This window comes from Catenovulum sp. SX2 (assembly GCF_052056295.1).
Taxonomy (GTDB): Bacteria; Pseudomonadota; Gammaproteobacteria; order Enterobacterales; family Alteromonadaceae; genus Catenovulum.
This window is the reverse complement of sequence record NZ_CP182493.1, coordinates 3809010-3834535: the sequence shown is the minus strand read 5'-3', so window position 1 is coordinate 3834535 and position 25526 is coordinate 3809010. Positions and strand designations below refer to the sequence as shown.

The window sequence follows — 25526 nt, the reverse complement described above, 5'->3', positions numbered from 1 at the left end:
GCCTATAGGTCAACAACTGCTATAGGCTCTTTGAATAAAGCTTACATTAGGCTGTCAATACCTTTCCTAAACTCAGTGGCCTTGCAACCGAAGCCACAAGTATCGAATATCTTAACGATCATTCCTTTTTTAACTAATGGTATTGTTTTCTTATCTTTTAGGTAGATATAAGAGTATTGGCGAGTTATATATTCTTGCGCAGTTATAACCCCATCAGCAACGAACTGTAATTCACCTGAGGCTTCATCTTCCACGAATACTCTAACTTCTTGACCTTCTTGAGCCCCAAGGCCCTTACGCAAGGTTGTTTTAAAAAAAACATTATCGCCATCTAATTTTTTCTCAAGAATAAAAGCTCTAGCGGCAACTGCACTTTTGATTCTAATTTTTGTTTCACCGCCAGCAAAACCATCATCTAAGGCTTTAGCAAGTAACGATGCTTTGTTTGCTTCAGAAATAGGACATGAGCTATCTCTAGTATCTGTAAGCGACGTCTCATATCCAGAGAATGGAATGGTTTCAACTAAATTCATATTAGGTAAAGTCAATACTCGGATAAAGCCTTCCACTGACGTCCTATGAGTACACTGAGCTGGCCTTACGTGTTTTTTGCCCTTTTTGTCTTCATATACTTCTTGCTCATCGAATTTACTGTTATGCGTATAATTGACGATCTTGGCAGCTAATACCAAATCGGTAACCTTAGGTCCTTGATAAAAATCGTTGGAATCGGACTCTTCTGAAAATTCTATCTCTTCAATTAATTTTGCAGCCAAAGAACGATCTACAGTATTTGCCCCACCTTCAACGATAGCTTTATCTAGCGTACCTGGCAACAGCTCAGATAGTTTATATTTATCATGCATTTGGGGCTTTATTGACACAGAAAGAACGTTTAACGGCTTCCCATCTAGCTGAGATTGACTTGGCATTAAATTAACTGCCAACATAGGCTGAGATGGCAGTAGATTGAGATTAGATTCTGGAGTTGTTGTACAAGCTGACATTAACAACGAAACAGAAGTAACAAGCATTGTTTTCTTAAGATCAAATTTCATAGTAGTTCCTTAATTTATGTTTTAACTTTAGTTCAATAGCTTTAACTAATTTTTGTTGGGCCGATACATAGGCCTTTTCTACATTTTTTGGGCTATACCCGGTCATAGAAACCTTTTCAGAAATTATTTTCTGTCCAACTTCAATTAACGCAATGTCCGCTTCTAATTTAATTCCAATCTGCCCAAACCTTTTAATTTCCTGAGAGGAAATATAAATGTTTAAAGTTGTATGTTGATTAATCTCATTGATAGCCTTCCAATCGGAAAGTAACTGTTCGACATATGTCCGGACGAGCGGATATTCAGAGGACAGATTGAGAGTTAATTTTCTTGAACTCATACATTCAGCAAATAAGTCAGATAAAATTTGAGTATCTCTTTTTGGTTTATCCCTCCAATTGGCTTTGATAACAATAAAAAGTTGCTTCAACAATTCAATTTCTTCATTATTTGTTTTCTCGTACAGCCCGCATCTAAAGGGGGCATTTTTGAGTGGCAGAATAGCTGAATAAATTTTGTTGTATGAATCATCGTATTGAGCGCCAATGCGTTTAAAACTTCAGATTTTTTGAACCTAAATAAACCAAAGTAAATGCCTAATTTCTTAGAGTATTCATGAAGGTCAATAATTGGGGATGGATAATTAGCGCGTAATCCTACAAATTTTACTTTATTTGTGTACTCAGATACTTCTCTATTATTGATTTTATGGGATTGTAAGTTAGATTCAGATTCGACATAAGTTAATAAACGCTCTGATAATACTCTCAGTGAATCTCTTGAAGCTTCTTGTTGATTCATGCCTTGAGCAACAATAATGTATTCTTCGTCATTATCTGGCGGAGGTGCAATATACCACTCTGGAATGCCATTAGCGTAAACTATGTTCGAATATACAAAAGAGACCAGCAGAATTGTTCTCCTTAACATAATGAAACTCCTTTAAATTCTGAAACGTATACAGCGGCTCATGTCAATTAATCCGTATACAAAATACTTAATATAATAAAACTATTGTAGGGTCAAGGTTTAAAATTGTTCGCCATTTTTGAAGTGGATAGCCAAATCAATTTTGGTGTTCCTACGTAGCGCAAGCAAATTACTTCAACATGCAATGTTACTAATACAAATATCACGAACCCAACAAACATCGACGTATTAAAAAATAGATATAACCACAGGTTATAAAAATATCCTGTTTAAAGTTAAATGTTCCTTCACTTTCTGCAAAGTTAACTACACTTATTAATACTAAGTTTGAGTGTTCAGCAGTGTGCACTTAATTAGTTAGCGCAAAAAGGCTCAATCCCTTTGAGCCCTTCCCCTGTACCCGGACAGCCGTTTGTCCGGGCTTTTTTATGGGCGATATTTAGCTTTAAGTCTTACATATAAGGTGCGCTCGACCCTAGCCACCAATTTACCCTGTGTGTCGAACACTTCTAAAATAAATACAGGAAAATACTTTTCCCCATCTTTGGTACGTTCAACTATTTCATCAATCACTTGTTGGGATAATTCTGCTTGAGTATATAAGCTTGATTGGCCCGGAGAGATAAAATCAATATGCGCTGATTTATCCCATACATGATACTTGTCGCCTAAATTTGCCATTAGCATCAAGCTATAAACTGGATCTGTCATACTAAAAATACTGCCGCCATATTGAGTACGATTGGCGTTTAAATTGAATTTTTTGAATTTCAATTCAATAATCGTTTTGCGATAGTCTGCAGAAAGCTCGATAATTTTGATGCCAGAATATCGAAACGGTGGCCAAATATTCATACCACGACGAATTAACTTTGGAAATTTAAGTAACTTTTGCATCATATTTTCCACTAATAAATGTTATAGTTAGATGTTTTTCGTGCCCAGTGATATTTTTACTTTAATTTTACCCACTGGCTTATATAATCTAAACAAACTTAATAAATATTTATCATTATGTCTGATCAAAACACAGAGTTAAAAAAGGCTGGTTTAAAAGTTACCCTGCCTAGAATAAAAATATTGGAAATTTTACAACAGCCAGAAAACCAGCATATCAGTGCAGAAGATTTATATAAACTGTTATTAGATATGGGTGAAGAAATCGGATTGGCCACTGTGTACCGTGTACTCAACCAATTTGACGATGCTGGTATCGTAAACAGACACCACTTTGAAGGTGGTAAGTCAGTATTTGAACTAAGCCAGAAAAAACACCACGATCACTTGGTTTGTTTGAAGTGTGGTAAGGTTGTTGAGTTTATTGACAACATGATTGAAGAGCGCCAAGAAAAGATCGCTGAAGAGCAAGGCATGCGTTTAACAAACCACAGTTTATACCTATATGGTTACTGTGTAGATGAAGATAAATGTGGCAGCGAATAAGCTGTTACCGCTAGTGTTAATTAGGCTGTTAGGTCTGATTAACACTAACACCCACTCGTAAAGAAACAGCATTATGATCGGACGGTTCTGCTTTTAAGACCCGACTAAATACACTTCTAAAATTTTCTGATACAAAAATACAGTCAATATTATCTGCAGCAGCCAAACTTAACCTATTCATTTCAGCAAAATTTTCCAATAAGGTACCACGGCAATTGGCATTAAAGTCACCTAAAACTATGGTCGCAATATTTGGTTTAATATACTGAGCTGTAACATTAGCACTTGCTTGTTTACTCTTATGTGATTGATGGTCCCAATGAACATTGATTACATTAAATGCAATGTCTCGAATCCGAACAGAGACTACCTCACCAGTCCTTGTTGCATTCGGCCCATTAGGTAAATCAAAACGATATGAGGAATCAACGGCTACACCACTGCAACTATTTACAAAGATCTGAAAATGACGAGTCCAACATTCACCTAAAGCGTTAGCTAACGCAATTGCTCTAGAATAATCGCTGGGAAACTGAGTCGGTATTTTCCAGTCGTCTGCGCCCTCTTGAACAGCCAATATGTCAATACCTTGTTCTTTTATAAAATCTGCATATGTTCGTGCGCTTTGAGGCATGGTTTTCCAACCATAAATATTTAAAGTCATAAAATTTATAACTTGCAAATCGGGATCTAAAGTGTGTTTAGTACACCCCAGGATTAGAGGGGAAATTAGCAACATCCGACAAATTAACTTTACCAAAATCATTCCCTACCTATTTAAATAGACTTGCTGATAAAACGACAAAGGCCGCATAAATATGCGGCCTTTTAGAATTTAACACTAATTACAGGAGAAAGAATATTAATTCAAACCTAAACTAGCTAATTCTTTGTTTGCAACTGCAGCAGGAACTGGAATGTAGCCATCTTTTTCTACAATATATTGACCAGTTTTAGACAATACCATTTTTAAGAATTCAGCTGTTAACGGATCTAATGGTTTGTTTGGATGTTTGTTGATGTAAACATACAAGAAACGAGCAAGTGGATATTTACCAGTTACTGCATTTTCCATAGTTGCATCAATATAGTTAGTGCCGCTTTTTGCTAGTGGTACAGCTTTAACACCAGAAGTACGGTAACCGATACCAGAGTAACCAATCGCATTTAATGAAGAAGATACAGATTGAACAACTGAAGCAGAACCTGGTTGCTCATTTACGTTATTTTTAAAGTCGCCTTTACACAAACCAACTTTTTTAAAGTAACCATAAGTACCAGATACTGAGTTACGACCAAATAACTGAACGTCTTTACGCGCCCACTCACCTGTTAAACCTAAGTCACCCCAACGCTGTACGTCTGTGTCTGCACCACATTTTAAAGTAGATGAGAAAATTGCATCAACTTGTTGAATTGATAAACCTTGAATTGGGTTATCTTTGTTTACAAATACGGCTAAAGCATCGATTGCTACACGAACCGCTGTTGGTTTATAACCAAAACGCTCTTCAAAAGATTCGATTTCTTTTGACTTCATTTTGCGGCTCATAGGGCCAAACTGTGCAGTGCCTTCAGTTAACGCCGGTGGTGCAGTTGAAGAGCCAGCTGCTTGTACTTGAATAGTTACGTTAGGGTAAACTCTTTTATACTCTTCAGCCCAGAAAGTCATCATGTTAGCTAATGTATCAGAACCTACTGACGAGATTTTACCTGAAACACCACTAGTTTTTTGATATTCAGGTAAATCGCTGTCGATTGCGATTGCATTTGCGCTTAACAACACACCTGCCGCCAAACCAATTACCTGAGAGATACGTTTTAACATCATATGCAGCTCCAAAAGCTTGTTTATTGATTATTAACCAATCACAGCATGTGGATTGATTATTTAATTTCGATTGAGATTAGGTTATTACAAATTTATGTCAGTAATATTACAAAGATGACATTTTAAGTTTTTTGTTGTTTTATTTATTTTTGACAAAAAAAAGCCCTCAATATTTAACTTGAGGGCTTGTTTACAAATCTGTCGTTTGCTTTAGAACTTGTGTTCTATACCTAGTGCTAAAGTGTTTTTATCGCCTTCGTCTTCAGCTGTTACCCAAGTAAAGACTTTGGTAGCGCTACCTAGTTTGTAGTCAACACCTACAGAAACCGTTTTTACGCGCTCGTCAGCCGCTTTATCATCAAAGGTTTGATATTGCAGTTTGTAAGTTAATTTGCCAGCTGAGTATGCACCGTTAACCATCACACCAGTATCAGCTTCGCCTGTGCCATCAGAGCTCTCTTCACGTTGTACAACAGCACCTAACTTAAACGAACCAAATTTTTGGTTATATACAGCTCGAATGATGTCATGGTTATCAACATCATTGTCTATCGCAAGGGCTGCATATACTTTTGATTTTTTAAGTTTGGCGTCACCGTACATTACAGCAGCTGACACACCAGCGCTGTCACCTTCGGCAGTGTCATTCTCGTCATGGGCAATATAAGTCGCGCCGAACGAGAAGCCAGAAAAGCTAGGTGAAATATAAGTTACTGAATCGCTCTCACGATTTTCACCTTCAAATAAGTTTTTGATATCAGCGTTGTAGTCGTTGAACAAATCAACTTTACCTTGAGCCAATTTCAAAGCAGTATCCATACGGCCTAATCTTACTTGACCAAAACCACCTTTTAAACCAACAAACTGGTTACGAGCGGTTACGTTCTTTTCTTTAGATTCGTCAGCAAAATCAACACCAAATTCCGCTTGGTAAATAGCAGTTAATCCATTATCTAGTTCAACTTCACCTTTTACGCCAAAACGTGAAGAATTACTTTTTAAGTCAGTCGCAGTTTCAGCAGCATCAACGTATTGAAAGCTTAAATTAGCTTTACCATACACAGTAAGCGGATCAGCAGCTAAAGTGCCTGCTGAAAAACCTAAAACAGATACTGCTAAAATGCTTTTAGATAGTGTTTTCATGGAATGTTCCTGTATTAACATCTCAGCTCTTAAAGCCTAGATTTAACTGGCGAAATATCAAGCTGAATCAAAGTAAAATTAAAACTTCATTTAAACGATGCGAATATTGTATGAATGTTTTATTACAGTTTTATTTCATTGAAATATTTTTGTAGTAATTTTGAAATATTTATTTTAGTGATGCATGATTGGGGTGAAGAATTTGGTGCGAAAGAGCTCCGCACCAAAGGGTGGTATTATTTTTTTGCAGCTAACATAGCTTCAATTTTTTCAGTCGGCGTATGGCGTACATCTTTACCCTTGATCAGGTAAATTACGTGTTCACTGATGTTTTGACATCTGTCACCAATACGTTCTAGCGAACGTGTAGCCCACATTACGTCCATGATTTTTGGAATTGAGCGTGGATCTTCCATCATATAAGTCATTAACTGACGGGTAATGCCTTCGTATGCTTTATCAATTTTTTTATCCATCTTATATACGTCATAAGCAGCTTCGCTATCCATACGCGCTAATGAGTCTAAAACGGCCTTAAACATTTGTAAAACTTGTTGACCCATATGGTCAACGTCTACCAAAAATTGACGTTCAGTTTTATTAAAGTGCTCTTGCGCTGCTCGAACCATACGACAGGTTTCATCGCCAATACGCTCTAAATCTGCAATTATTTTAGCAATCGCTAGGATGATACGTAAATCAATTGCCGCTGGTTGACGCTTAGCGATTACGCGTGCACATTCTTCATCTATCAGCATTTCATAAGCGTTAATTTTTTCATCTTCTTTAATAACTTTCTGTGCCAACTTAGAATCGTACTGGCTAATGGCTTCTAAAGCTTGTGCAATTTGTTGCTCTACAATGCCACCCATGTCTAATACATGGCTTAACATATCTTCCAATTCTTTATTAAATTGGCCAGATATATGTTTATCTATTTTTAAATCCATAATTACCTCTAATTGCCCCTATTAATCAATGCGCTAGTAGATACCCAAGCCGCTTGGGTATAAGTATAGACAGCAATTAACCGTATCGACCAGTAATATAGTCTTCTGTTTTTTTCTTTTCAGGAGCAGTAAACAATTGGTTTGTATCAGTATATTCAATTAACTCGCCCATAAACATAAACGCAGCATAGTTTGATACACGTGCAGCCTGTTGCATGTTATGCGTAACAATAACAACTGTGTAGGTTTCTTTTAGCTCGTTAATCAACTCTTCAATTGTTAAAGTTGAAATTGGATCAAGTGCAGATGTTGGTTCATCCAACAGCAATACTTTAGGCTCAATCGCAATTGCACGTGCGATCACCAAACGTTGTTGCTGACCACCAGATAAACCAAAAGCACTGTCGTGTAATCTGTCTTTAACTTCATCCCATAAAGCAGCTTTCCGCAAACTGGTTTCAACCACTTCATCTAGCTGGCGCTTGTCGTTGATACCTTGAATACGCAGGCCATATACTACATTCTCATAAATTGATTTAGGGAATGGATTTGGACGCTGAAACACCATGCCGACGTTTTGGCGTAAACTTGCAACATCTACGTCTTTGTCATAAATGTTTTTGCCTTCAAGCAATATTTCGCCATCAACTCGGCAAATATCAACTAAGTCGTTCATGCGGTTAATACAACGCAACAAAGTTGATTTACCACAACCCGATGGACCGATAAAGGCAGTTACCTTGCCTTTAGGTATTTTCATGTCGATATTGTACAAAGCTTGTTTTTCGCCGTAGAACAAACTTAAGTTATTCATTTGTAATGCTGTTTGCTCCGGCGTTAAATCCGCTGGTGCAATTACATTTTTAATTTTGGCTATCTCTGGAGATACTGAAATCATCTTTTTAAACCTTTAAATCTTAATGTTCTAACGACTTATATTTTTCACGTAGGTGGTTACGAATACCAATGGCAGTTATGTTTAACGCCACAATTACGGTAACCAATAAAAATGCAGTTGCATATACTAGCGGTCTTGCCGCTTCTACGTTTGGACTTTGGAAACCAACATCATATATATGGAAACCTAAGTGCATAAACTTTCTATCAACATGGACAAATGGGAAGTTGCCATCAATTGGTAATGTCGGAGCCATTTTTACCACACCCACCAACATAAGTGGTGCAACTTCACCTGCTGCACGCGCAACTGCTAGAATCAAACCAGTCATAATTGCTGGGCTTGCCATAGGGATAATAATTCGCCATAAAGTTTCTGCTTTGGTTGCACCTAAAGCCAAACTACCTTGGCGCAATGAGCTTGGTATACGCGACATACCTTCTTCAGTTGACACTATTACAACTGGTAAAGTTAAAATTGCTAAGGTCAATGCTGACCAAATAACGCCAGGTGTACCAAAGGTTGGATTAGGTAGCGCTTCTGGGTAGAACAATTCATCTATACTGCCACCCAACATATATACGAAGAAACCTAAACCAAACACACCATATACAATAGAAGGTACACCCGCTAAGTTAATAACTGCAATACGAATAACCTTAGTTACGGTATTTTTAGCCGCGTACTCGTGTAAATAGATAGCTGCGACCACACCAAATGGCGTAACAATAACAGCCATCAACATAACCATAAATACGGTACCGAATATAGCTGGGAATACGCCACCTTCGGTGTTAGCTTCACGCGGGTCGTCTGTTACAAAACGACCTAACTGTACAAAAAATCGACCGAGTTTTTCTAGCGCTGACATATCATTCGGGAAATGTACGTCTAACACCTCAGCAATGCGTAAGGTCACAAGCTCACCACGCATGTCTTTAACCACAACTTCGTCGCGGTCTAAAGCTTTGCGCAATTGAAATAACTCATTTTCAAAACCCTGGTAAGCTTGTTTTAGCTCTTTGCGCTCTTGCTCAAATTCTGCGATGCGCTCGTCAGTTAATTTGTCTTTAAGCTCTAAAGCACGCTCTTCCAAGCGCATTTTTTCTAAACGGTAGTTTATCGAACCAATTTCACCGTTTTGTAAGTCGACCGCTTGCTCTGATATTTCTACAGCGCGCTCAATCAATTCTTCTAATCGAGCTGAATCAACCGGCTGGCCATCCAAAATAACCTTATCGACATAACCATAAAAGTTACCATTTCGACTTCGCTCAAACACACCTAAACCCGAAGGTGTGTCGGTTTTTTTGATATCAGTTTGCAACAACCAACGAAAATCTAATTCTACAAATTCGCGGTTACCGGTTTTGATCAATATACGCTCAACTGTTTCACCTTGAAAATCACCTAGGTCAATGCCCATGTTTTTCAAACGTTTAGCAGGAACTTGTTCTCTATCGTAGATTTCACCTATGATAACTTGCTTTTTGTCAGCTTGTTGCACGTCGAATTCGTACACGTCTGCAGGCCAAAAGAAGCCTAAGCCACGTGCAGCAATCATAACCAACAAACCAATTACAGAAATTAAGCTAATACTTACTGCACCGGCAGTCATCCAGATCCAAGGTGATCCTGATTTAAACCAATCTTTCATCAACAATAATCCCGCCGTTATAGTGAACTGTATTTATCACGCAAGCGCTGACGAACAAACTCAGCTATGGTGTTAAATACGAAAGTAAAAATAAACAATACAAATGCAGCTAAGAATAGAATTCGATAGTGAGTACTACCCACTTCAGATTCAGGCATTTCAACCGCAATATTTGCAGACAATGTACGCATACCTTGGAATACAGACCAATCCATAATTGGTGTATTACCCGTTGCCATAAGTACTATCATGGTTTCACCCACTGCACGACCTAAGCCCATCATAACCGCAGAGAAAATACCTGGACTAGCAGTTAATAATACAACGCGCACTAGTGTTTGCCATTGACTTGCACCTAGTGCCAATGAGCCATTAGATAAATGTTTAGGTACTGAGAACACTGCATCTTCTGCAATTGAGAATATGGTTGGAATAACCGCAAAACCCATAGCAATACCTACAACTAACGAGTTTCTTTGGTCAAACGAAATACCTAACTCATCTGTGATAAATAAACGCACATCACCGTCAAAGAAAACATCGTTAAACCAAGGGCTCGCCTCTAACAACAAGTAAGTCATCAATAAAATAACAGGGATAAGTAATAACGAATCCATACCTGTTGGCAAACTATTGAGCAATTTACGCGGTAAGTTGTGCCATGCAAAAGCGAACAAAATAATTGCAACTGGTAAAAACAGAATCAATATAGCTATAGCCGCTAAATGTTCTTCAATTAAAGGTGCTAACCACAAACCTGCTAAGAAACCTAAAATTACCGTTGGTAAAGCTTCCATAATTTCTACCGTAGGTTTAACCACAGTACGGATTTTTGCCGGCATAAAATAAGCCGTGTAAATAGCAGCTGCTAATGCAATTGGCACTGAGAATAACATAGCGTAAAACGCAGCTTTAATCGTACCAAAAGTAATTGGCACTAAAGAGAATTTAGATTCAAAATCATCAGATGCTGAGGTCGATTGCCAAATGTAATCTGGCTCACCATAACCTTCATACCAAGTTTCTTGCCATAAAGCAGACCAAGTGACTTCAGGATGTTCGTTTTCAACATCAAATAAATGCATACCTTGTGAAGTAAGGGTAATGTACGCATTTGCACGTGGTGAAATTGCCAAATCTAGCACAGCTTGATCAAACAACTTATCCGCATATAAGTGCGCTTCACTTGTGGTATAAAATACATCTAAATGACCTGAGCTTGATGTTGCAACAAAACTGCGACGGAAGAATTCTGGATATAAACCATTAATGTTGGTGTTATCACTTTTAAAGCTACGGATTTTAGTAAATTCACGACCTTGTTCTGCATTCACTTCAAACCACTGCGCAACATTGCCTTTATTGTCGGCAATCACGATTGAACTTGCACCAGCAAGCAAAGTTGAAGCTGTTACTTTGACGCCATGTTCAACCACTCGGCTCTGAGAAACTAACTTAACCTTGTTGGCATTGCGGACGTCAAATACATACATATAACCATTTTGCAGTACAAAGGCCCGCGATAAATCTGCGGTTAAATGCAGTTGGTCAACTTCACCTGTAACATTTGGTAATTCAACATTAGATTGAGACCACTCAATCTCATCAGTCATAAAGTTAACTTCGCCTAACAAACGAGAGTAAAACACGGCGGATTTGTTCTGAGTTTGATAAACAACACCAGCGCCGTCGTTTTCAGAGGTTGTTGCAAACGCAAATTGATCGATTGGCGCGTCACCCTCTATCTGTAAACCATCACGACCAAAAGGATATTCAATTCTTGGTTCTATGGTTCGACGATTGTTGGCAAAACCTATTTTAAAACCAGGTTTAATGATAACAACACTATTATCAGCAAAAGCATAAGCATACTGTTTAACATGCGGCATAGCTTTCGCAAACGCAGTGATTTCACTGCTGTTGTTTATTTCAAACTGCTCGATTAGCTTGGTTTTATCCGCACCATGAAGTTGATAATATTCAAGCGCAGGTTGATTGGTAAATCGATAAGCAGTTTCTACGTGATCATCGGTACCCAAGGCTAAAGTATTGTGATTATCCTCTAGCGCTATGGTTAAGTTAGGTTCGATAGAAACATCTTCAAATATAGGTTGTACAACATACAACAAATAGAAAAAGATCATCAAAAGAGCGACTAACACCATGATACCGCCAGTGGCGACACCATACTTGGCAAAGCGATCTTTGAACTTCCTCATCGCATGCTGTTTGTTTTGTAAAGTGTTTGACTGATACATTGAAAGCCTTAGCCTAATTGAGTTGCGCGCAGTATATGATACTTTTATGACAGTTATGTTACACACAACGTAATATTACCAAACTGTCATTTAATCAAATCGCACATACAAAAAAAGGCTTCCGAAGAAGCCTTTTCACATTCGAAACTGGTGACGAATTATAGAAGGATACTGGTTAGAAGCAAGTAAGCGATAATTGCTAAACCAGCACCAGCAGGTAAAGTAACAACCCAAGAAATAACTATGTTGCGTACAGTTCCCATATTTAACGCAGCAATACCACGTGCAATACCTACACCTAATACAGCACCAACTAAGGTTTGAGTTGTTGAAATTGGTAAACCTGTGCCAGAAGCGATTACAACCGTACTCGCAGCAGCTAATTCAGCAGCAAAACCTCGGCTAGGGGTTAAATGGGTAATACCTTTACCTATAGTTGCCATAACTCTATGGCCAAACAAAGCCAAACCAGCAACAATACCAAAAGCACCTAAAGGTAAAATCCACCAAGCTAATGCAGATTTAGCACCGATAACACCGTCGTGCTCAACCACACTGACAACCGCAGCTAATGGACCAATTGCGTTTGCAACGTCATTAGAACCATGGGCGAATGCCATACAACAAGCAGTTACTATCATTAATACCGCAAAGATTTTTTCAACGTTAGAAAACTGCTCTTCACGTGCTGCATTTTCATCAATGTTTAAACGCTTGATAAAAATACCGCCGATAATAGCCACAATAATACCGACTATGATTGCATATACATATGCTTCGGTCGTGCTAATGCTGATTGATGCATCTTTAAATACGTGTTTTAAACCTTTTTTAATGGTAACTAAAGCCATTACAAAACCACCAAGTGCCATATAAATAGGTACATAACGCTTAGCATTTTTAATAGGGTTTTCGGTATCAAATATAAATCGTTGCGCGCTCATAAAGATAATATAAGCGAGTACACCAGAAAGTAACGGGGTAACAATCCAACTACCAACAATGCCACCAACTTTATTCCAATGAATTGCTTCGCTACCTGCTGCAACAATTGCAAAACCGATAATCGCACCAACGATTGAGTGAGTTGTTGAAACAGGCCAGCCCATATATGAGGCAACCGCCAACCAAGTACCTGCGGCAATAAGCGCAGAAATCATACCGATAACGAACAATTCAGGTACGTGCATAAAGGGTTCAGCATCGATAATACCTTTACGAATTGTTGATGTTACTTCGCCACCAGCTAAATAAGCGCCGGCGAATTCAAAAATCATCGCAATAATAATTGCTTGTTTAATAGTTAAAGCTTTCGATCCAACTGAAGTGCCCATTGCATTTGCAACGTCATTGGCGCCAATTCCCCACGCCATAAAAAAGCCGACAACTGCCGCTAAAATAACCAGCATTACGCCGTAAGTAGTTAAAATATCCATTGGATTTCCTGAAATTAAACTTATTAAATTATCTTGCTAGAAGTAGCTCTAAACGACCACCGACAGATTCAGCTTTATCTGCTAAATCACCAACCCACTCAATTACGTCATATAAGAAAATAGCATCAATTGGGTTCATCTCTGTTTCAGCAGCACGAACAGATAAACGAAGACCGATTTGTAATTTATCTGTGTCTTCTTCGATGCTTGCTACTTGAGATATGATTTTTTCAACTAGGTCAACTTCACGACCACGAAAGCCGGTTTCGAGTAACTCGTCTAATTCGTTAATTGCTTTTGCCGCCATATCAACAGCATCAATACAACGGTTTAAATAAACCATAAAGTCGTTTTGTAAACTTGCTGGAATTAGTAACTCTCGACCAATCACACGACCTGCGATATCTTTTGCTTTATTGGCAATTTTGTCTTGTTGAACAAGCAGCTCAAGCAAATCAGCGCGGTCAACCGGTAAAAATAAACCTTTTGGCAACTGAATTCGCAATTCACGTTTAATTGAATCAGCGTCTTTTTCAAGTTTAGATATTTCATCTCTAACTTCTTGTGCTTTGACCCAATCAGCGTTGAATACAGCTTCAAAAAACGCTGGGAGTTTGTCAGCCGCGGCTTTAACAACATCAATGTGTGATTCAAGCGCTTTAAAAGGGGACTTACCAAATACGCCTAAAAATGAGTTTCCTGACATAAATAAACCTTTATATTTACTTTGATGACGCGGCGGATTCTACACCAATTCAACCAAAGATGACTAAGTTTCAGAAAAATTAATTATTTGTTCACAAAATTATTATGGCTACACCATGACAAGTTCGCCATTATCGGCCAAAGTTTTCATAATGTTGCTTGCTTGTAACTGTGTGCTTTGGCTGACTTTATTGGTTTTTTCGCGTGTTTGGTCAATTTGATTTTGAATTTGCATTATCGCTTTTTCAAACGCATCTATATGCTGCAATTGGTCACTTGCATTATGGAAACTTTGTAATGCTGCACTAGCTGACTCTTGTGCTTGCGAACGAACAACCTGGGCATTTTCATATAAATCGACCGCGGTTTGTTTTTGTTCATTTGAAAGCTGGTCAATATTTTTCACCACTTGCACTAATTCATCTGATGATGTGCGCAACAATTCTAGGATAGACGAAATATCAGATAGTGACTCTTGGGTGCGCTTAGATAAACTTCGAACTTCATCAGCAACCACAGCAAAGCCTCGACCATGTTCACCTGCCCTTGCAGCTTCAATCGCAGCATTCAGCGCCAACAAGTTGGTTTGCTCGGCAACACTGCCTATGGTGTCTACTATGGTACTTGCTTTGTCGACTGAATCTAATAAGAGCTCAACCGATTGATAACTAGTTTGAGTAGAAGCGTAGATTTTTTCAGCGTTGTCAGTCACTAAATTAATTTTCTTGTTGCTGTCAGCAATAAAAGTTTCGGTTTTTTGCGCGTTTTTCTGCACAGTTTCTGCGCCTGTATAGACTTCTTCAGCTAATGAAACGAGTTCTTTAATAATATGCATATTCCCTTGCATTTTGCCGTGCACTTCACCGGTTTGCAGCTCTATTTCTTTACTTTCACTGACCAAGCCGTCTAACGCAGTCGAGATTTGCGACAAGGTGTGATTTTTGCCTTCATTTTCTTGTTCTATTTGATCAAGTAGCTGATTAAAACACATAGCAACTTCATCTATTTCAGTTTTATTTTTTGAAACCTGGATACGTTCAACTTCACCTATTGCAACTAAACGATGGAAATTTTTACGCAACTTACGTACAGGTTTAACCACCCAAGCATATTGAAAAGCCATCAAGCCAATAGCTACTATCATTAGGACAATTGCAGCGGAATAAAGCACTAAACGGGTTTGACTATCAACTTGCTGCTGGTGATGCAACAATTCGTCTTCAAGTAAAATATAGTCAGCTTCAAAATTATCTACTTTATTACGAAGATTGTTGTACGAAGTGCTTACTAAACGCAGTGAGTTTTGGGTATTGCCTACTTCTTTAGGATAACGATTGACCTGTGCATTTAAGCTCGAAATCAACTCATCGCCCATTTCGTCTGCTTCGACTGCCATGCCAAGGGAAAACTCATCTTCCTCTTCTTCAGACTCTGGATATATATCAAATCTATCCAATTGTTTTAATACTTGAATACTCGCTTTCAGCTCAGCCGCTTGATTTAACAATAAGCGCGAGTCAGTGCCGGATTCAGTTGAGCTAAAAGTACGCTCACGTCGATAGGATAAACCTGCAACCCCATTAGCTATTTTGACGGCAATAGGATAATAAGCTTGCGCTAATTCAGGATTACTTTGACTACCTTGCTCTATATATTCAAGCAAACTTTGGCTGTCAGATAACAAACTTTTTTCTGCAAATTGCAACAAGGCTTCGCTATTTGCGCCTAATTTTCCAGCTGCGCGCACATCATCTTCAATAAATTGAATAAGTTGTTCAATCTGCCCTACAAGTGCTTGATAAGAAGTATTGTGACTATTTTTTAAAGTAGAAGAAATAACTTCTAACGTTTCTTTGGCTGCATTTAGCTCTAGCGAATCACTGGTGGTTAAATAACTATTGACTTGGTTCTTAAAAACTTGGGTCAATTGGTTTTTAGTTTTTTGATACTCAGCCAAATTTTGTTGGACTTGTTGCTGCTGAATATTTGACCAAACTAATAATGAGATAAGCCCTAGCCCAATTAAAATCAGGATTGATGAGGATATTATCGAAAAACGAGAAATGTTCATTTACTGCTTCATTGCGTGTTCAGCTTTTTTGATGAGGCTAAAATAACAGCCGATAATGACACTTTTGTTACAGTTGTCATAATTCTTGTCATATTTTCCGATTAGCCAAAGCGGTTTGTACAAACAAATAATTGAACGCAATATAGATTTTGTAATAAGCCTTACCTATACTTAAATTCACTTTTACAAGCCTCTGATATAGCGATTATTTTTATGCAAAACCAACTTATCATCTCAATTATTTCTGCGGACAAACCCGGTATTATCGAATTATTATCAAAAACTGTCAGAGCCAACCATGGAAACTGGTTAGCAAGTAATTTTTGCCGAATGTCTGGCCAGTTTGCTGGTATTGTTGAAGTTGAAGTCGCCCACGAACACCAAACAGAATTAACCAATGCAATCCAATCTTTAACTCAGCACAATATTCAATTGCATATAGCCTTAGGTGCCGAAGCTAATAACATTGAATGTAACCTAGCTAAGTTAACTGTTGTCGGTAACGACAAAGCCGGGATCATAAATCAAATCGCCACCAAATTAGCAGCATTAAAGGTTAATCTGCTTAATTTGAAATCTAGTTGCGAAAGTGCGCCTAACTGGGGCAGCCAATTATTTAAAGCAGAAGCGACTCTTGAACTACCTTCTGAATTAGATATAGATGATGTACAAGAAGCACTAGAAGATATAGCCAATGATTTAGTGGTTGAAATTAACCTAGAGTAATATTTTTAGCCAAATTGCTTGGGTATAAATATGACAGCTGTAATAAAACTGCAACAGACAAATTATCTAATGACTGCAGATCACTAAAAGTAAGAACAAAATTTAAATGGCAAAAGACAAATTATTTGTTGAAAAAGAGCTCAGTTGGTTATCGTTTAACGAACGAGTATTGCAAGAAGCAGCTGATAAAACAGTTCCTGTTGTTGAGCGCGTGCGCTTTTTAGGCATTTTTTCCAACAATCAAGACGAGTTTTTTCGCGTTCGTGTTGCTGATGTGCGCCGCCGCGCTTTATTAGAAAAAGAACAAAATGAAGAGCACGCGGCTAAATTACTTGTCAGTATTCAAGAAAAAGTCATATCGCTCGCCACCAAGTTTGACGCTATTTATAAAGAAGTAGTCCGTGAACTTGCAAAGCACAAAATATACTTTGTCGACCACTCACAGCTGTCTCAGTTTCATAAGTCGTGGTTGATTGATTTTTTCCAGCAGCAAGTTGTTAAACATGTACGTCCGTTAATACCATCCAAAACACGTAAACTGATTGATTTAATTGAAGACAATACCACTTATCTCGCGGTGCAAATGACCAATGGTGCGCACACTGATTATGCTGTTGTGGAAGTACCGACGAATGAAGTATCGCGTTTTATTCTGCTTCCGCCAGAAAAAAGCAAGGTAAAAAAAGAAGTTATATTATTAGACGACGTTCTGTTATTAAATCTTGCGAGCATCTTTCGTGGTTTTTTCCAATTCGATGAAATTAGCGCATACAGTTTTAAAATGACCCGTGATGCTGAATATTACGTTGAAGACGAAATTGATCAAAGTTTAGTTGAACAAATGTCTGAAAGTTTAAAACAGCGTTTTAGTGCCGACCCAACACGTGTAGTTTACGACAGGGAAATGCCGGCAGCCATGCTGAAATTTTTGAAAAAACATCTGCAAATATCAGACAACAACGAAGGTTTGTTGCCTGGCGGTAAGTATCGCAACTTTAAAGACTTTATTGGTTTCCCTAATTTTGGGCGTAAATACTTAGAAAATCCGAGTTTACCAGCGCTGACAAACAGTCAGTTTTCATCGTTTGATAGTGCTTTTGAAGCCATTCGCCACAAAGATATTTTGTTATATTACCCGTATCATAGTTTTGACCATTTCACTGAATTAGTTAGGCAAGCAGCATTCGACCCTGCTGTGACGCATATCCGATTAAACATCTATCGAGTGGCTAAAAATTCGCGCATTATTCATTCATTGATAGATGCTGTTAAAAACGGCAAAACAGTTCATGTAGTGGTTGAGCTAAAAGCACGTTTTGACGAAGAAAATAATATTGAGTGGTCACGTATTATGACTGACGCGGGTATACGCGTGTCATTTGGTATTCCTACATTAAAGATTCACTCTAAATTGTGTTTAATTCACCGCAAAGAAGGTGACAATTTAAGCCGTTATGCCCACTTGGGTACAGGTAACTTCCACGAAAAAACCGCTAAAATTTACACAGACTTTAGTTTATTTACTTGTCATCCAGAAATTACTCGTGAAGTCGAAAACGTCTTTGACTTTATTGAATACAGCTATAAACGCTATAAATTTTATCACTTGATGGTTTCGCCAATTAATACGCGTTTGTCCATTACCCAAATGATTGACCAAGAAATTCAAAATGCTCGTGCAGGTAAATCAACAGGTATTTGTGTCAAAGTAAATAACTTGGTTGACGAGCCAATTATTCATAAATTGTATGAAGCCAGCCAAGCTGGGGTTAAAATTCGCCTAATCATTCGCGGTATGTGTAGCTTAGTTCCTGATATTAAAGGGGTAAGTGATAATATTAAAATTATCAGTATAGTTGATAGATTTTTAGAACATCCGCGGGTAATGATTTTTGACAACGCAGGTGATAAAAAAGTTTATATTTCTTCTGCCGACTGGATGACCAGAAATATAGAGCATAGAATTGAAGTTACCTGCCCTATTTACGATGAAAAGTTAAAACAAAGAATCGTTGACATTTTTGAGCTTCAGTTCAAAGATACCACTAAAGCACGTGTTATCGACGCTGAGCAAAAAAATGATTATGTAGCACGCGGCAATCGCAAAAAGCTGCGTTCTCAAGTCGAAACCTATAATTATATTAAAAAGTTAGAGGATAATTATATCCCCTAGCTCCAAAACAAGGCCATCACATGACATCAGCCACAACAAATGAAAGAGAAATAATTGCCGCACTTGATATAGGTTCTAACAGTTTTCATTTGATTGTGGCACGGATTGTCGACGGCTCAATTCAAACCCTGCACAAAGTAAAACAGCGAGTTCGATTAGCTCAGGGTTTATCCGCCGATGGTACACTTAATCAAGCCGCAATCGACCGAGCGATAGACACCTTAAAACAAATGGCGCAAACCCTGCAGGACATACCGTCACATAATGTTCGTGTTGTTGCAACTTACACTTTGCGTAAAGCCACTAATGTACAAGAATTCTTAAACCAAATTGAAAGTGTTTTCCCCTACCCAATCGAAATTATCCCAGGTAAAGAAGAAGCACGTTTAATTTATCAAGGTGTAGCACATACAGTTGCAGGTGATGAAAACCGCATCGTAATAGACATAGGTGGTGGTAGTACCGAATTTATTATTGGTCAGCATTTTACCCCACTAAAACTCAGTTCTCGTTCTATGGGTTGCGTTAGTTTTACCGAACAATATTTCCCTCAAGGAAAAATAACCGAACGCAATTTCCAAAAAGCTATATTAGCCGCAGAGCGTGAACTAGAGCCTATCGCTGATTCGTACAAATCTGTTGGTTGGAAAAGTGCACATGGCACCTCAGGTACGATTAAGGCGATTAGAGAGTCTATTGTACAAAACGGCTGGAGTGACGGCGAAATAAAAGCGAATCACTTAGAAAAACTTAAACAAACCCTGATCACCTTTGAAAATATTAACAATATAGATATTCCAGGTGTGAGTGAGCACAGACGACCGGTTCTCGCTGGTGGTTTAGCTGTGTTAATAGCCGCATTTGATAGCCTTAATATCAGCAGTATGCGTTATGAAGACGCAGCGCTACGCGAAGGTGTGTTGTATGAGATGGAAGACAGGTTCCAGCATCATGATATTCGTGAACGCACAGTTGAAAGTTTGAGCCAAAGATACGCAGTAGATACAGCACAAGCGGCTCGTGTTCACAGATCAGCTAACTTCATTTTTGAACAAATTTCTGATAGCTGGCAATTAAACAAAAAAGATTTTCAACAACTGTTGAGCTGGGCAGCCAGTTTACATGAAGTTGGCCTGCATATTCATTCGACCGGTTACCACAAACACAGTGGCTATATTTTAGAACACACGGATATGCCAGGTTATAACCTAGAACAACAACTGGCTGTGGCTACTTTAGTTAGGTATCACAGAAAAAAACTAAAATCGGCCGAAATTGCCAATTTTAACTTTTATAAATCGAACAAAATTGTCAGATTAATTCGCATTTTGCGCATAGCTGTTATGCTCAATTTACGCCGTATTGAGGGTTATTTACCCCAATACAAAGTCAGTGTTGCAGGTGAGGCGTTAGCCATTCAATTCCCGGATGGCTTTTTAAGCGAGCAACCTTTACTGGAAGCAGACTTGCATTCTGAAGTTGAAATGCAGACAGACGCAGGGTTCGACTTTTCTTTTAGTTAATAAGCTATGCCTATTAGCATTGTAGTTTACGCTGATAGGCGAGGCTTTCTAGTTCGTCGTTGGCGAGTGACCACAAGGTCATTAGGAAAGCTGAAAGAAAAACAACTACCTTGGTCCACCACACTGTCTATATCCAGTTGGCTTTTATGATGAGCTAACACATGTTTGACAATAGACAAACCTAAACCAGAACCACCTGTGGTGCGCGAGCGCGCTTTATCAACACGATAAAACCTTTCTGTTAGCCTATTTAAATGCTGTGGCTCTATGCCTTCACCATTATCCGTCACACTAAAAACAGCGGCTGTGCCCTGCTTTCTCCACGACACTTTAATTTCACCGCCCAGCGGTGTGTAACGAATTGCATTTTTTACTAAGTTGGTAAAAGCACTACGCAATTCATCTTCGATGCCATGAATTAATAAATTATGGTCGATATCAAATGAGATGGCGTGTTGGCTCTCAAGATTGAGTTGTTCTGCTTCTTTTTCTAATAACAACATGGTTGCAGGTACGTCTACAATGTTGTCGTAGATATTTTCTTTATTCGCTTCAATGCGCGACAGCACCAATAATTGATTAACTAAACTGAACATACGCTCGCATTGTTCAGACATCATGCCTACGGCTTTTGTACCGGGTAAAGCTTGTGCCATATCAGGGTCTTGCATCATTTCAAGATAACCCTGCAACACAGTTAATGGCGTGCGCAATTCGTGAGAGACATTGGCAATAAAGTCTTTGCGCATTTGATTTAATCGCTGACTTTGCGTGACATCACGACCCAATATCAACACTTGGCCAAGCGCATACGGCACCATACGAATTTCTATGATGCTTTCTCTGTCTGTAGAAGAAGGGATCAGAATATATTCACCTGATGATTCTTTATCTTTGCTGTGTTTATGAAAATGCTCAATAAAGTCTGGGTAGCGTAATAAGTTGGTGATTAACAAACCTGAATCTTCAGGCCAGCGCAAACCAAATAACATTAAAGCGAGTTTGTTACACCAAATTATCTGACCTGTGTCTTCAACAACAACCGCAGCGTCAGGTAAAGCTTCAGCACCATCGCGAAAACGTTTAAGTACTTGGCCTAACTCTTTGCGGCGTTGACGATTCTTCTTTTGCAGACGATAGATACCGTCAAATGTATCTGACCACAAACCATTGCTTGAAGGTGGGTATAAATTCTTTTTCGAGGTTAACCAGTCATTCAGTCGGTTTAAATTGTAGGTATACCAGATCAGCAAAGCTGACAATAAAATCACAATACATAAAGCTATTTGATCAATCAGATATCCTATCAAAACAGCAACCGACAACAGTAAGATAAATCGACTAATAGCTCTTATGTATTGTTCTTGGATCATATTTTACACTTTAGCAGAGAAGCGATAACCCGCACCACGCACAGTTTGGATCATTTTGTCATGACCGTGCAAAGATATCGCTTTACGTAAACGACGAATATGTACGTCTACAGTTCTGTCTTCAACATAAACATTAGTACCCCAAACATGGTCTAATAGCTGTTCACGGCTATATACACGCTCTGGGTGTGACATAAAAAAGTGCAATAATTTAAATTCAGTTGGCCCCATATCAAGACCTTGCTCATTCGCGGTTACGCGGTGAGATACAGGGTCGAGTTTTAAACCTTGAACTTGAATCATCTCTTCTACGCTGGTTGGCGCAGAGCGGCGCATTACTGCTTTTATACGAGCGAGTAATTCTTTTGGCGAAAAAGGTTTGGTCATATAGTCGTCAGCACCGACTTCTAAACCACGAATTTTATCTTCTTCTTCGCCACGCGCAGTTAACATGATAATTGGAATTTGGCGTGTATATTCGTTTTGTTTAAGCTGTTTAGCTAATTGAATACCACTACCACCAGGTAACATCCAATCTAAAAGGATTAAATCTGGATACGGCTCATTAATTTTTTCTAAAGCTTCACCATAAGTTTCAGCTTCTAAGGTGTAATAACCTTTCTGTTCTAAAGCGAAGACTAACATATCGCGAATTGGCATTTCGTCTTCAACAACAAGTATACGGCTTGACATATTTTTGTTTCTCATCTTACTGTCCACTGTTGCTGATTATCTGGCTTAATTTTGACAGTTTTATGAACGTCATGCCAATTAAAAGACAAATTTGCAATATTTTTGTCACTCGCAATCTTTATCACCCATACAAGTACAAGAAATGCTTAGTTTTTTAATCGATTAAGCAAACAAACCAATTATTACACCAGCACTAAATTGTCACATATATGTAATAATAGGCTATTTTTTACCTTTGTAGTACTTCATCATACGACGACGGTTCCGCATTTGACTAAGCGATAACTTATTTTTCTTACCTGCGTATGGATTTCCACCTTCTCTAAATTCAATTCGAATAGGTGTGCCCATCATATCTAACGACTTACGATAATAATTCATTAGATAACGTTTGTAAGAATCTGGCAGGTCATCCACTTGGTTGCCGTGGATCACAATAATTGGTGGATTATGCCCACCTGCATGCGCGTATTTAAGCTTAACACGACGACCTTTAACCAATGGTGGTTGGTGGTCATCCTGCGCAGTTTCCATAATACGCGTCAACATTGCGGTTGATAGTTTACGTGTCGCTGACTCAAACGCTTCGGTAACAGATTCGAATAAATGGCCAACACCTGTACCGTGTAGCGCCGAGATAAAATGCAAACGGGCAAAATCTAAGAAGCCTAAACGACGGTCAATTTCCGATTTAATGCGCTCTTTAACATCTGTATCTAAGCCATCCCACTTGTTAACCGCCATAACAATTGAGCGGCCTGCATTTAGCGTAAAGCCTAATAAACTTAAATCTTGATCAGTTAAACCTTCACGTGCATCTACCACAATCAAGACTACGTGTGCATCTTCAATTGCTTTTAGGGTTTTAATAACTGAGAATTTTTCTACCGTTTCATTTACTTTTTTACGACGACGCACACCAGCAGTGTCAATTAATACGTATTCTTGGCCATCACGTTCCATAGGGATATAAATACTGTCACGTGTAGTGCCTGGCATGTCATAAACAATTACACGTTCTTCACCCAATATACGATTGGTTAAAGTTGATTTACCTACATTTGGTTTACCAACAATCGCCAGTTTAATCTTGTCGGCGTATTCATCTGGCTCTTGCTCTGCTTCAGCTGCTTCTTGTTCTTTTTCTTTTGCAAGCAAAGCTTCGTAATCTAAATCGTCAAAGTCATCTTCGGCTTCTTCAGCATCTTGCTCAATAACCGCATCTGGGTATTGTTCTAAAATAGGCTCAAAAGTTTGGTCTAAAAGTGCATTAACACCACGACCATGTGCAGCAGCTATTTGATAAACAGGGCCTAAAGCAAGGCTATAAAACTCAGCTGTTGCTGAGTCAGCGTCTATACCATCGGTTTTATTCGCAACTAAATAAACAGGTTTAGTTAAACGGCGTAAATGATCAGCTAACAACTGGTCTGCGGCACATACACCATCACGCGAATCAACCAAAAACATTACAATATCAGCTTCTTCAATCGCCTGCATAGACTGTGAGGCCATTTCAGCATCAATACCTTGCTCGTCGCCTGTAATACCGCCGGTATCAATAACGATAAATTGGTAACGGCCGTATGCGGCTTGGCCATATTGACGGTCGCGAGTTAATCCGGGAAAGTTGGCCACTAACGCATCACGGCTGCGGGTAAATCGGTTAAATAAGGTTGATTTACCAACATTCGGTCTACCCACAAGGGCTACCACTGGCATCATAATTTGTTTCTCCACTCTAGTGCGTTAATGACTGCTGCTAACCTTAAGTCTATATAAGAGCTTAGTAGAAGTTAGCGGGCGCGGATTATATCACAGCTTTTTTAAAGCTTAACGTTTAATGCTAAATCGTACGGGAATTATCAGGCTTTTCTACTAATGGGAAAGAATTGAGCAAAAAACCGTCGTCATTTACTTCTAAAACACTGCCTTGTGTATACCAATCACCTAATACTATACGAGTGCCGCGGCTTGGCGTGCGCGCATTTCTATGGATTTTTGGCCTATGAGTATGACCATGGATCATTAAATCTACTTGGTAACTTTCCATTAAATCGCTAACAGCTTGAGGGGTTACATCCAATATTTGCATATCCATAACTTGTTGCTGTTTTTCTTTACTTTGTTCCCTGCCCTTGGCAAAAATTTTAAAGCGTGTTTTTAGCGGTAAACGTAAAAAGATAAATTGAATGAATTTGTTACGAACAATTTTGCGATATTTTTGATAACCGGTATCTTGGGTACATAAACTATCGCCGTGCAAAATAACCACTCTTTGTTTGTTTAATTCAACAATACTGGGTTCATTTAACAACTGCACACCCGTTTGTTTGGCAAAGGTTTTACCAATTAGAAAGTCTCTATTGCCGTGAATAAAATAAACTGGGCAAACTTGCTCTGCTATATTTTTTAGTGTTGATTTAATTGGATTTAACCATAAAGATGGGTCATCATCGCCAACCCAATATTCAAAAAAATCACCAAGTATATATAAAGCTTGAGTATCGCAAGTCAACGATGAACAAAAGTCTAAAAAAGCTTGGGTGATATCGGGGCGACTTTCACTTAAATGTAAATCAGCAATAAAAAATACAGACATTAACTAACCTGAACTCTAAAAACTTGAAGAGTTAATTGAATAGAAAGGTGTATCAA

22 protein-coding genes are annotated in these 25526 nt (G+C 38.5%); 4 read left to right on the top strand and 18 right to left on the bottom strand.

The features are described 5' to 3' along the window. Positions 1–41: 41 nt before the first annotated feature. The 4 genes from ACMZOO_RS16190 to ACMZOO_RS16175 all read right to left on the bottom strand — a co-directional run bounded on the left by ACMZOO_RS16190 (position 42) and on the right by ACMZOO_RS16175 (position 2888). Positions 42–1058: a hypothetical protein gene (locus tag ACMZOO_RS16190; RefSeq protein WP_440904337.1), complete on the bottom strand. Its 1017-nt coding sequence runs from the start codon at positions 1056–1058 to the stop codon at positions 42–44. Beyond that, positions 1048–1491, bottom strand: coding sequence for a hypothetical protein (locus ACMZOO_RS16185; RefSeq protein ID WP_440904336.1), 444 nt, complete (start codon positions 1489–1491; stop codon positions 1048–1050). The genes ACMZOO_RS16190 and ACMZOO_RS16185 overlap by 11 nt, the downstream gene beginning before the upstream one ends. Beyond that, positions 1485–1988 carry a hypothetical protein gene (locus tag ACMZOO_RS16180; RefSeq protein WP_440904335.1) on the bottom strand — a complete coding sequence of 168 codons (504 nt, stop codon included), beginning with the start codon at positions 1986–1988 and terminating at the stop codon, positions 1485–1487. Before ACMZOO_RS16180 ends, ACMZOO_RS16185 begins: the two co-directional genes overlap by 7 nt. A 426-nt stretch (positions 1989–2414) precedes the next feature. Beyond that, complete coding sequence (locus ACMZOO_RS16175) at positions 2415–2888, bottom strand: DUF4442 domain-containing protein (RefSeq protein WP_440904334.1); 474 nt, start codon at positions 2886–2888, stop codon at positions 2415–2417. A 114-nt stretch (positions 2889–3002) separates the two neighbouring features. On the opposite strand from ACMZOO_RS16175, the gene fur reads away from it, so the two are divergent. After that, positions 3003–3431, top strand: coding sequence for a ferric iron uptake transcriptional regulator (gene fur / locus ACMZOO_RS16170; RefSeq protein ID WP_440904333.1), 429 nt, complete (start codon positions 3003–3005; stop codon positions 3429–3431). 28 nt (positions 3432–3459) lie between these two features. Here fur and ACMZOO_RS16165 read toward each other — a convergent pair whose 3' ends face one another. The 10 genes from ACMZOO_RS16165 to ACMZOO_RS16120 form a co-directional block, all read right to left on the bottom strand. Continuing rightward, positions 3460–4113, bottom strand: a complete 654-nt coding sequence (locus ACMZOO_RS16165; protein WP_440904332.1) for an endonuclease/exonuclease/phosphatase family protein — start codon at positions 4111–4113, stop codon at positions 3460–3462. 180 nt (positions 4114–4293) lie between these two features. Next, entirely contained in the window at positions 4294–5262 is a 969-nt protein-coding gene (locus ACMZOO_RS16160; protein ID WP_440904331.1) for a PstS family phosphate ABC transporter substrate-binding protein, read from the bottom strand. 210 nt (positions 5263–5472) lie between these two features. Beyond that, the gene (locus ACMZOO_RS16155; protein WP_440904330.1) at positions 5473–6405 is read right to left on the bottom strand and encodes a porin; all 933 of its coding nucleotides are present in this window, start codon (positions 6403–6405) and stop codon (positions 5473–5475) included. Between the two features lie 236 nt (positions 6406–6641). After that, on the bottom strand, positions 6642–7355 hold the full coding sequence (gene phoU / locus ACMZOO_RS16150) for a phosphate signaling complex protein PhoU (protein ID WP_440904329.1): 714 nt from the start codon (positions 7353–7355) through the stop codon (positions 6642–6644). A gap of 76 nt (positions 7356–7431) precedes the next feature. After that, positions 7432–8253 (bottom strand): phosphate ABC transporter ATP-binding protein PstB, encoded by an 822-nt coding sequence (gene pstB / locus ACMZOO_RS16145; RefSeq protein WP_440904328.1) that lies wholly within the window; start codon positions 8251–8253, stop codon positions 7432–7434. 19 nt (positions 8254–8272) lie between these two features. Beyond that, positions 8273–9913 carry a phosphate ABC transporter permease PstA gene (gene pstA / locus ACMZOO_RS16140; RefSeq protein ID WP_440906315.1) on the bottom strand — a complete coding sequence of 547 codons (1641 nt, stop codon included), beginning with the start codon at positions 9911–9913 and terminating at the stop codon, positions 8273–8275. 14 nt (positions 9914–9927) lie between these two features. Further along, the gene (locus ACMZOO_RS16135; RefSeq protein ID WP_440904327.1) at positions 9928–12168 is read right to left on the bottom strand and encodes an ABC transporter permease subunit; all 2241 of its coding nucleotides are present in this window, start codon (positions 12166–12168) and stop codon (positions 9928–9930) included. A gap of 158 nt (positions 12169–12326) precedes the next feature. Further along, positions 12327–13604: an inorganic phosphate transporter gene (locus tag ACMZOO_RS16130; RefSeq protein ID WP_440904326.1), complete on the bottom strand. Its 1278-nt coding sequence runs from the start codon at positions 13602–13604 to the stop codon at positions 12327–12329. A 28-nt stretch (positions 13605–13632) separates the two neighbouring features. Beyond that, entirely contained in the window at positions 13633–14310 is a 678-nt protein-coding gene (locus ACMZOO_RS16125; RefSeq protein ID WP_440904325.1) for a TIGR00153 family protein, read from the bottom strand. Between the two features lie 108 nt (positions 14311–14418). After that, complete coding sequence (locus ACMZOO_RS16120; protein ID WP_440904324.1) at positions 14419–16380, bottom strand: methyl-accepting chemotaxis protein; 1962 nt, start codon at positions 16378–16380, stop codon at positions 14419–14421. Between the two features lie 213 nt (positions 16381–16593). Here ACMZOO_RS16120 and ACMZOO_RS16115 point away from each other — a divergent pair, with 213 nt between their 5' ends. The 3 genes from ACMZOO_RS16115 to ppx all read left to right on the top strand — a co-directional run bounded on the left by ACMZOO_RS16115 (position 16594) and on the right by ppx (position 20802). Beyond that, complete coding sequence (locus ACMZOO_RS16115) at positions 16594–17106, top strand: glycine cleavage system protein R (RefSeq protein WP_440904323.1); 513 nt, start codon at positions 16594–16596, stop codon at positions 17104–17106. Positions 17107–17212: 106 nt separating this feature from the next. Beyond that, on the top strand, positions 17213–19279 hold the full coding sequence (ppk1, locus tag ACMZOO_RS16110; protein ID WP_440904322.1) for a polyphosphate kinase 1: 2067 nt from the start codon (positions 17213–17215) through the stop codon (positions 19277–19279). Positions 19280–19299: 20 nt separating this feature from the next. Beyond that, positions 19300–20802, top strand: a complete 1503-nt coding sequence (gene ppx / locus ACMZOO_RS16105) for an exopolyphosphatase (protein WP_440904321.1) — start codon at positions 19300–19302, stop codon at positions 20800–20802. Between the two features lie 26 nt (positions 20803–20828). Here the strand turns inward: ppx and phoR are convergent, their stop codons facing one another. The 4 genes from phoR to ACMZOO_RS16085 form a co-directional block, all read right to left on the bottom strand. Next, positions 20829–22175 carry a phosphate regulon sensor histidine kinase PhoR gene (gene phoR / locus ACMZOO_RS16100; RefSeq protein ID WP_440904320.1) on the bottom strand — a complete coding sequence of 449 codons (1347 nt, stop codon included), beginning with the start codon at positions 22173–22175 and terminating at the stop codon, positions 20829–20831. A 3-nt stretch (positions 22176–22178) separates the two neighbouring features. Continuing rightward, positions 22179–22868: a phosphate regulon transcriptional regulator PhoB gene (gene phoB / locus ACMZOO_RS16095; RefSeq protein ID WP_026016920.1), complete on the bottom strand. Its 690-nt coding sequence runs from the start codon at positions 22866–22868 to the stop codon at positions 22179–22181. Between the two features lie 222 nt (positions 22869–23090). Continuing rightward, positions 23091–24590 (bottom strand): ribosome biogenesis GTPase Der, encoded by a 1500-nt coding sequence (der, locus tag ACMZOO_RS16090; RefSeq protein ID WP_440906314.1) that lies wholly within the window; start codon positions 24588–24590, stop codon positions 23091–23093. 124 nt (positions 24591–24714) lie between these two features. Continuing rightward, complete coding sequence (locus ACMZOO_RS16085; RefSeq protein WP_440904319.1) at positions 24715–25470, bottom strand: UDP-2,3-diacylglucosamine diphosphatase; 756 nt, start codon at positions 25468–25470, stop codon at positions 24715–24717. Positions 25471–25526 lie beyond the last annotated feature (56 nt).

What these genes read in the sequence shown, in the direction of transcription:
- ACMZOO_RS16190 (WP_440904337.1), bottom strand. Translation starts at nt 1,058, where the DNA reads ATGAAATTTGATCTTAAGAAAACAATGCTTGTTACTTCTGTTTCGTTG.
- ACMZOO_RS16180 (WP_440904335.1), bottom strand. Translation starts at nt 1,988, where the DNA reads ATGTTAAGGAGAACAATTCTGCTGGTCTCTTTTGTATATTCGAACATA.
- ACMZOO_RS16175 (WP_440904334.1), bottom strand. Translation starts at nt 2,888, where the DNA reads ATGATGCAAAAGTTACTTAAATTTCCAAAGTTAATTCGTCGTGGTATG.
- fur (WP_440904333.1), top strand. Translation starts at nt 3,003, where the DNA reads ATGTCTGATCAAAACACAGAGTTAAAAAAGGCTGGTTTAAAAGTTACC.
- ACMZOO_RS16160 (WP_440904331.1), bottom strand. Translation starts at nt 5,262, where the DNA reads ATGATGTTAAAACGTATCTCTCAGGTAATTGGTTTGGCGGCAGGTGTG.
- ACMZOO_RS16155 (WP_440904330.1), bottom strand. Translation starts at nt 6,405, where the DNA reads ATGAAAACACTATCTAAAAGCATTTTAGCAGTATCTGTTTTAGGTTTT.
- phoU (WP_440904329.1), bottom strand. Translation starts at nt 7,355, where the DNA reads ATGGATTTAAAAATAGATAAACATATATCTGGCCAATTTAATAAAGAA.
- pstB (WP_440904328.1), bottom strand. Translation starts at nt 8,253, where the DNA reads ATGATTTCAGTATCTCCAGAGATAGCCAAAATTAAAAATGTAATTGCA.
- ACMZOO_RS16135 (WP_440904327.1), bottom strand. Translation starts at nt 12,168, where the DNA reads ATGTATCAGTCAAACACTTTACAAAACAAACAGCATGCGATGAGGAAG.
- ACMZOO_RS16130 (WP_440904326.1), bottom strand. Translation starts at nt 13,604, where the DNA reads ATGGATATTTTAACTACTTACGGCGTAATGCTGGTTATTTTAGCGGCA.
- ACMZOO_RS16125 (WP_440904325.1), bottom strand. Translation starts at nt 14,310, where the DNA reads ATGTCAGGAAACTCATTTTTAGGCGTATTTGGTAAGTCCCCTTTTAAA.
- ACMZOO_RS16120 (WP_440904324.1), bottom strand. Translation starts at nt 16,380, where the DNA reads ATGAACATTTCTCGTTTTTCGATAATATCCTCATCAATCCTGATTTTA.
- ACMZOO_RS16115 (WP_440904323.1), top strand. Translation starts at nt 16,594, where the DNA reads ATGCAAAACCAACTTATCATCTCAATTATTTCTGCGGACAAACCCGGT.
- ppk1 (WP_440904322.1), top strand. Translation starts at nt 17,213, where the DNA reads ATGGCAAAAGACAAATTATTTGTTGAAAAAGAGCTCAGTTGGTTATCG.
- ppx (WP_440904321.1), top strand. Translation starts at nt 19,300, where the DNA reads ATGACATCAGCCACAACAAATGAAAGAGAAATAATTGCCGCACTTGAT.
- phoR (WP_440904320.1), bottom strand. Translation starts at nt 22,175, where the DNA reads ATGATCCAAGAACAATACATAAGAGCTATTAGTCGATTTATCTTACTG.
- phoB (WP_026016920.1), bottom strand. Translation starts at nt 22,868, where the DNA reads ATGTCAAGCCGTATACTTGTTGTTGAAGACGAAATGCCAATTCGCGAT.
- der (WP_440906314.1), bottom strand. Translation starts at nt 24,590, where the DNA reads ATGCCAGTGGTAGCCCTTGTGGGTAGACCGAATGTTGGTAAATCAACC.
- ACMZOO_RS16085 (WP_440904319.1), bottom strand. Translation starts at nt 25,470, where the DNA reads ATGTCTGTATTTTTTATTGCTGATTTACATTTAAGTGAAAGTCGCCCC.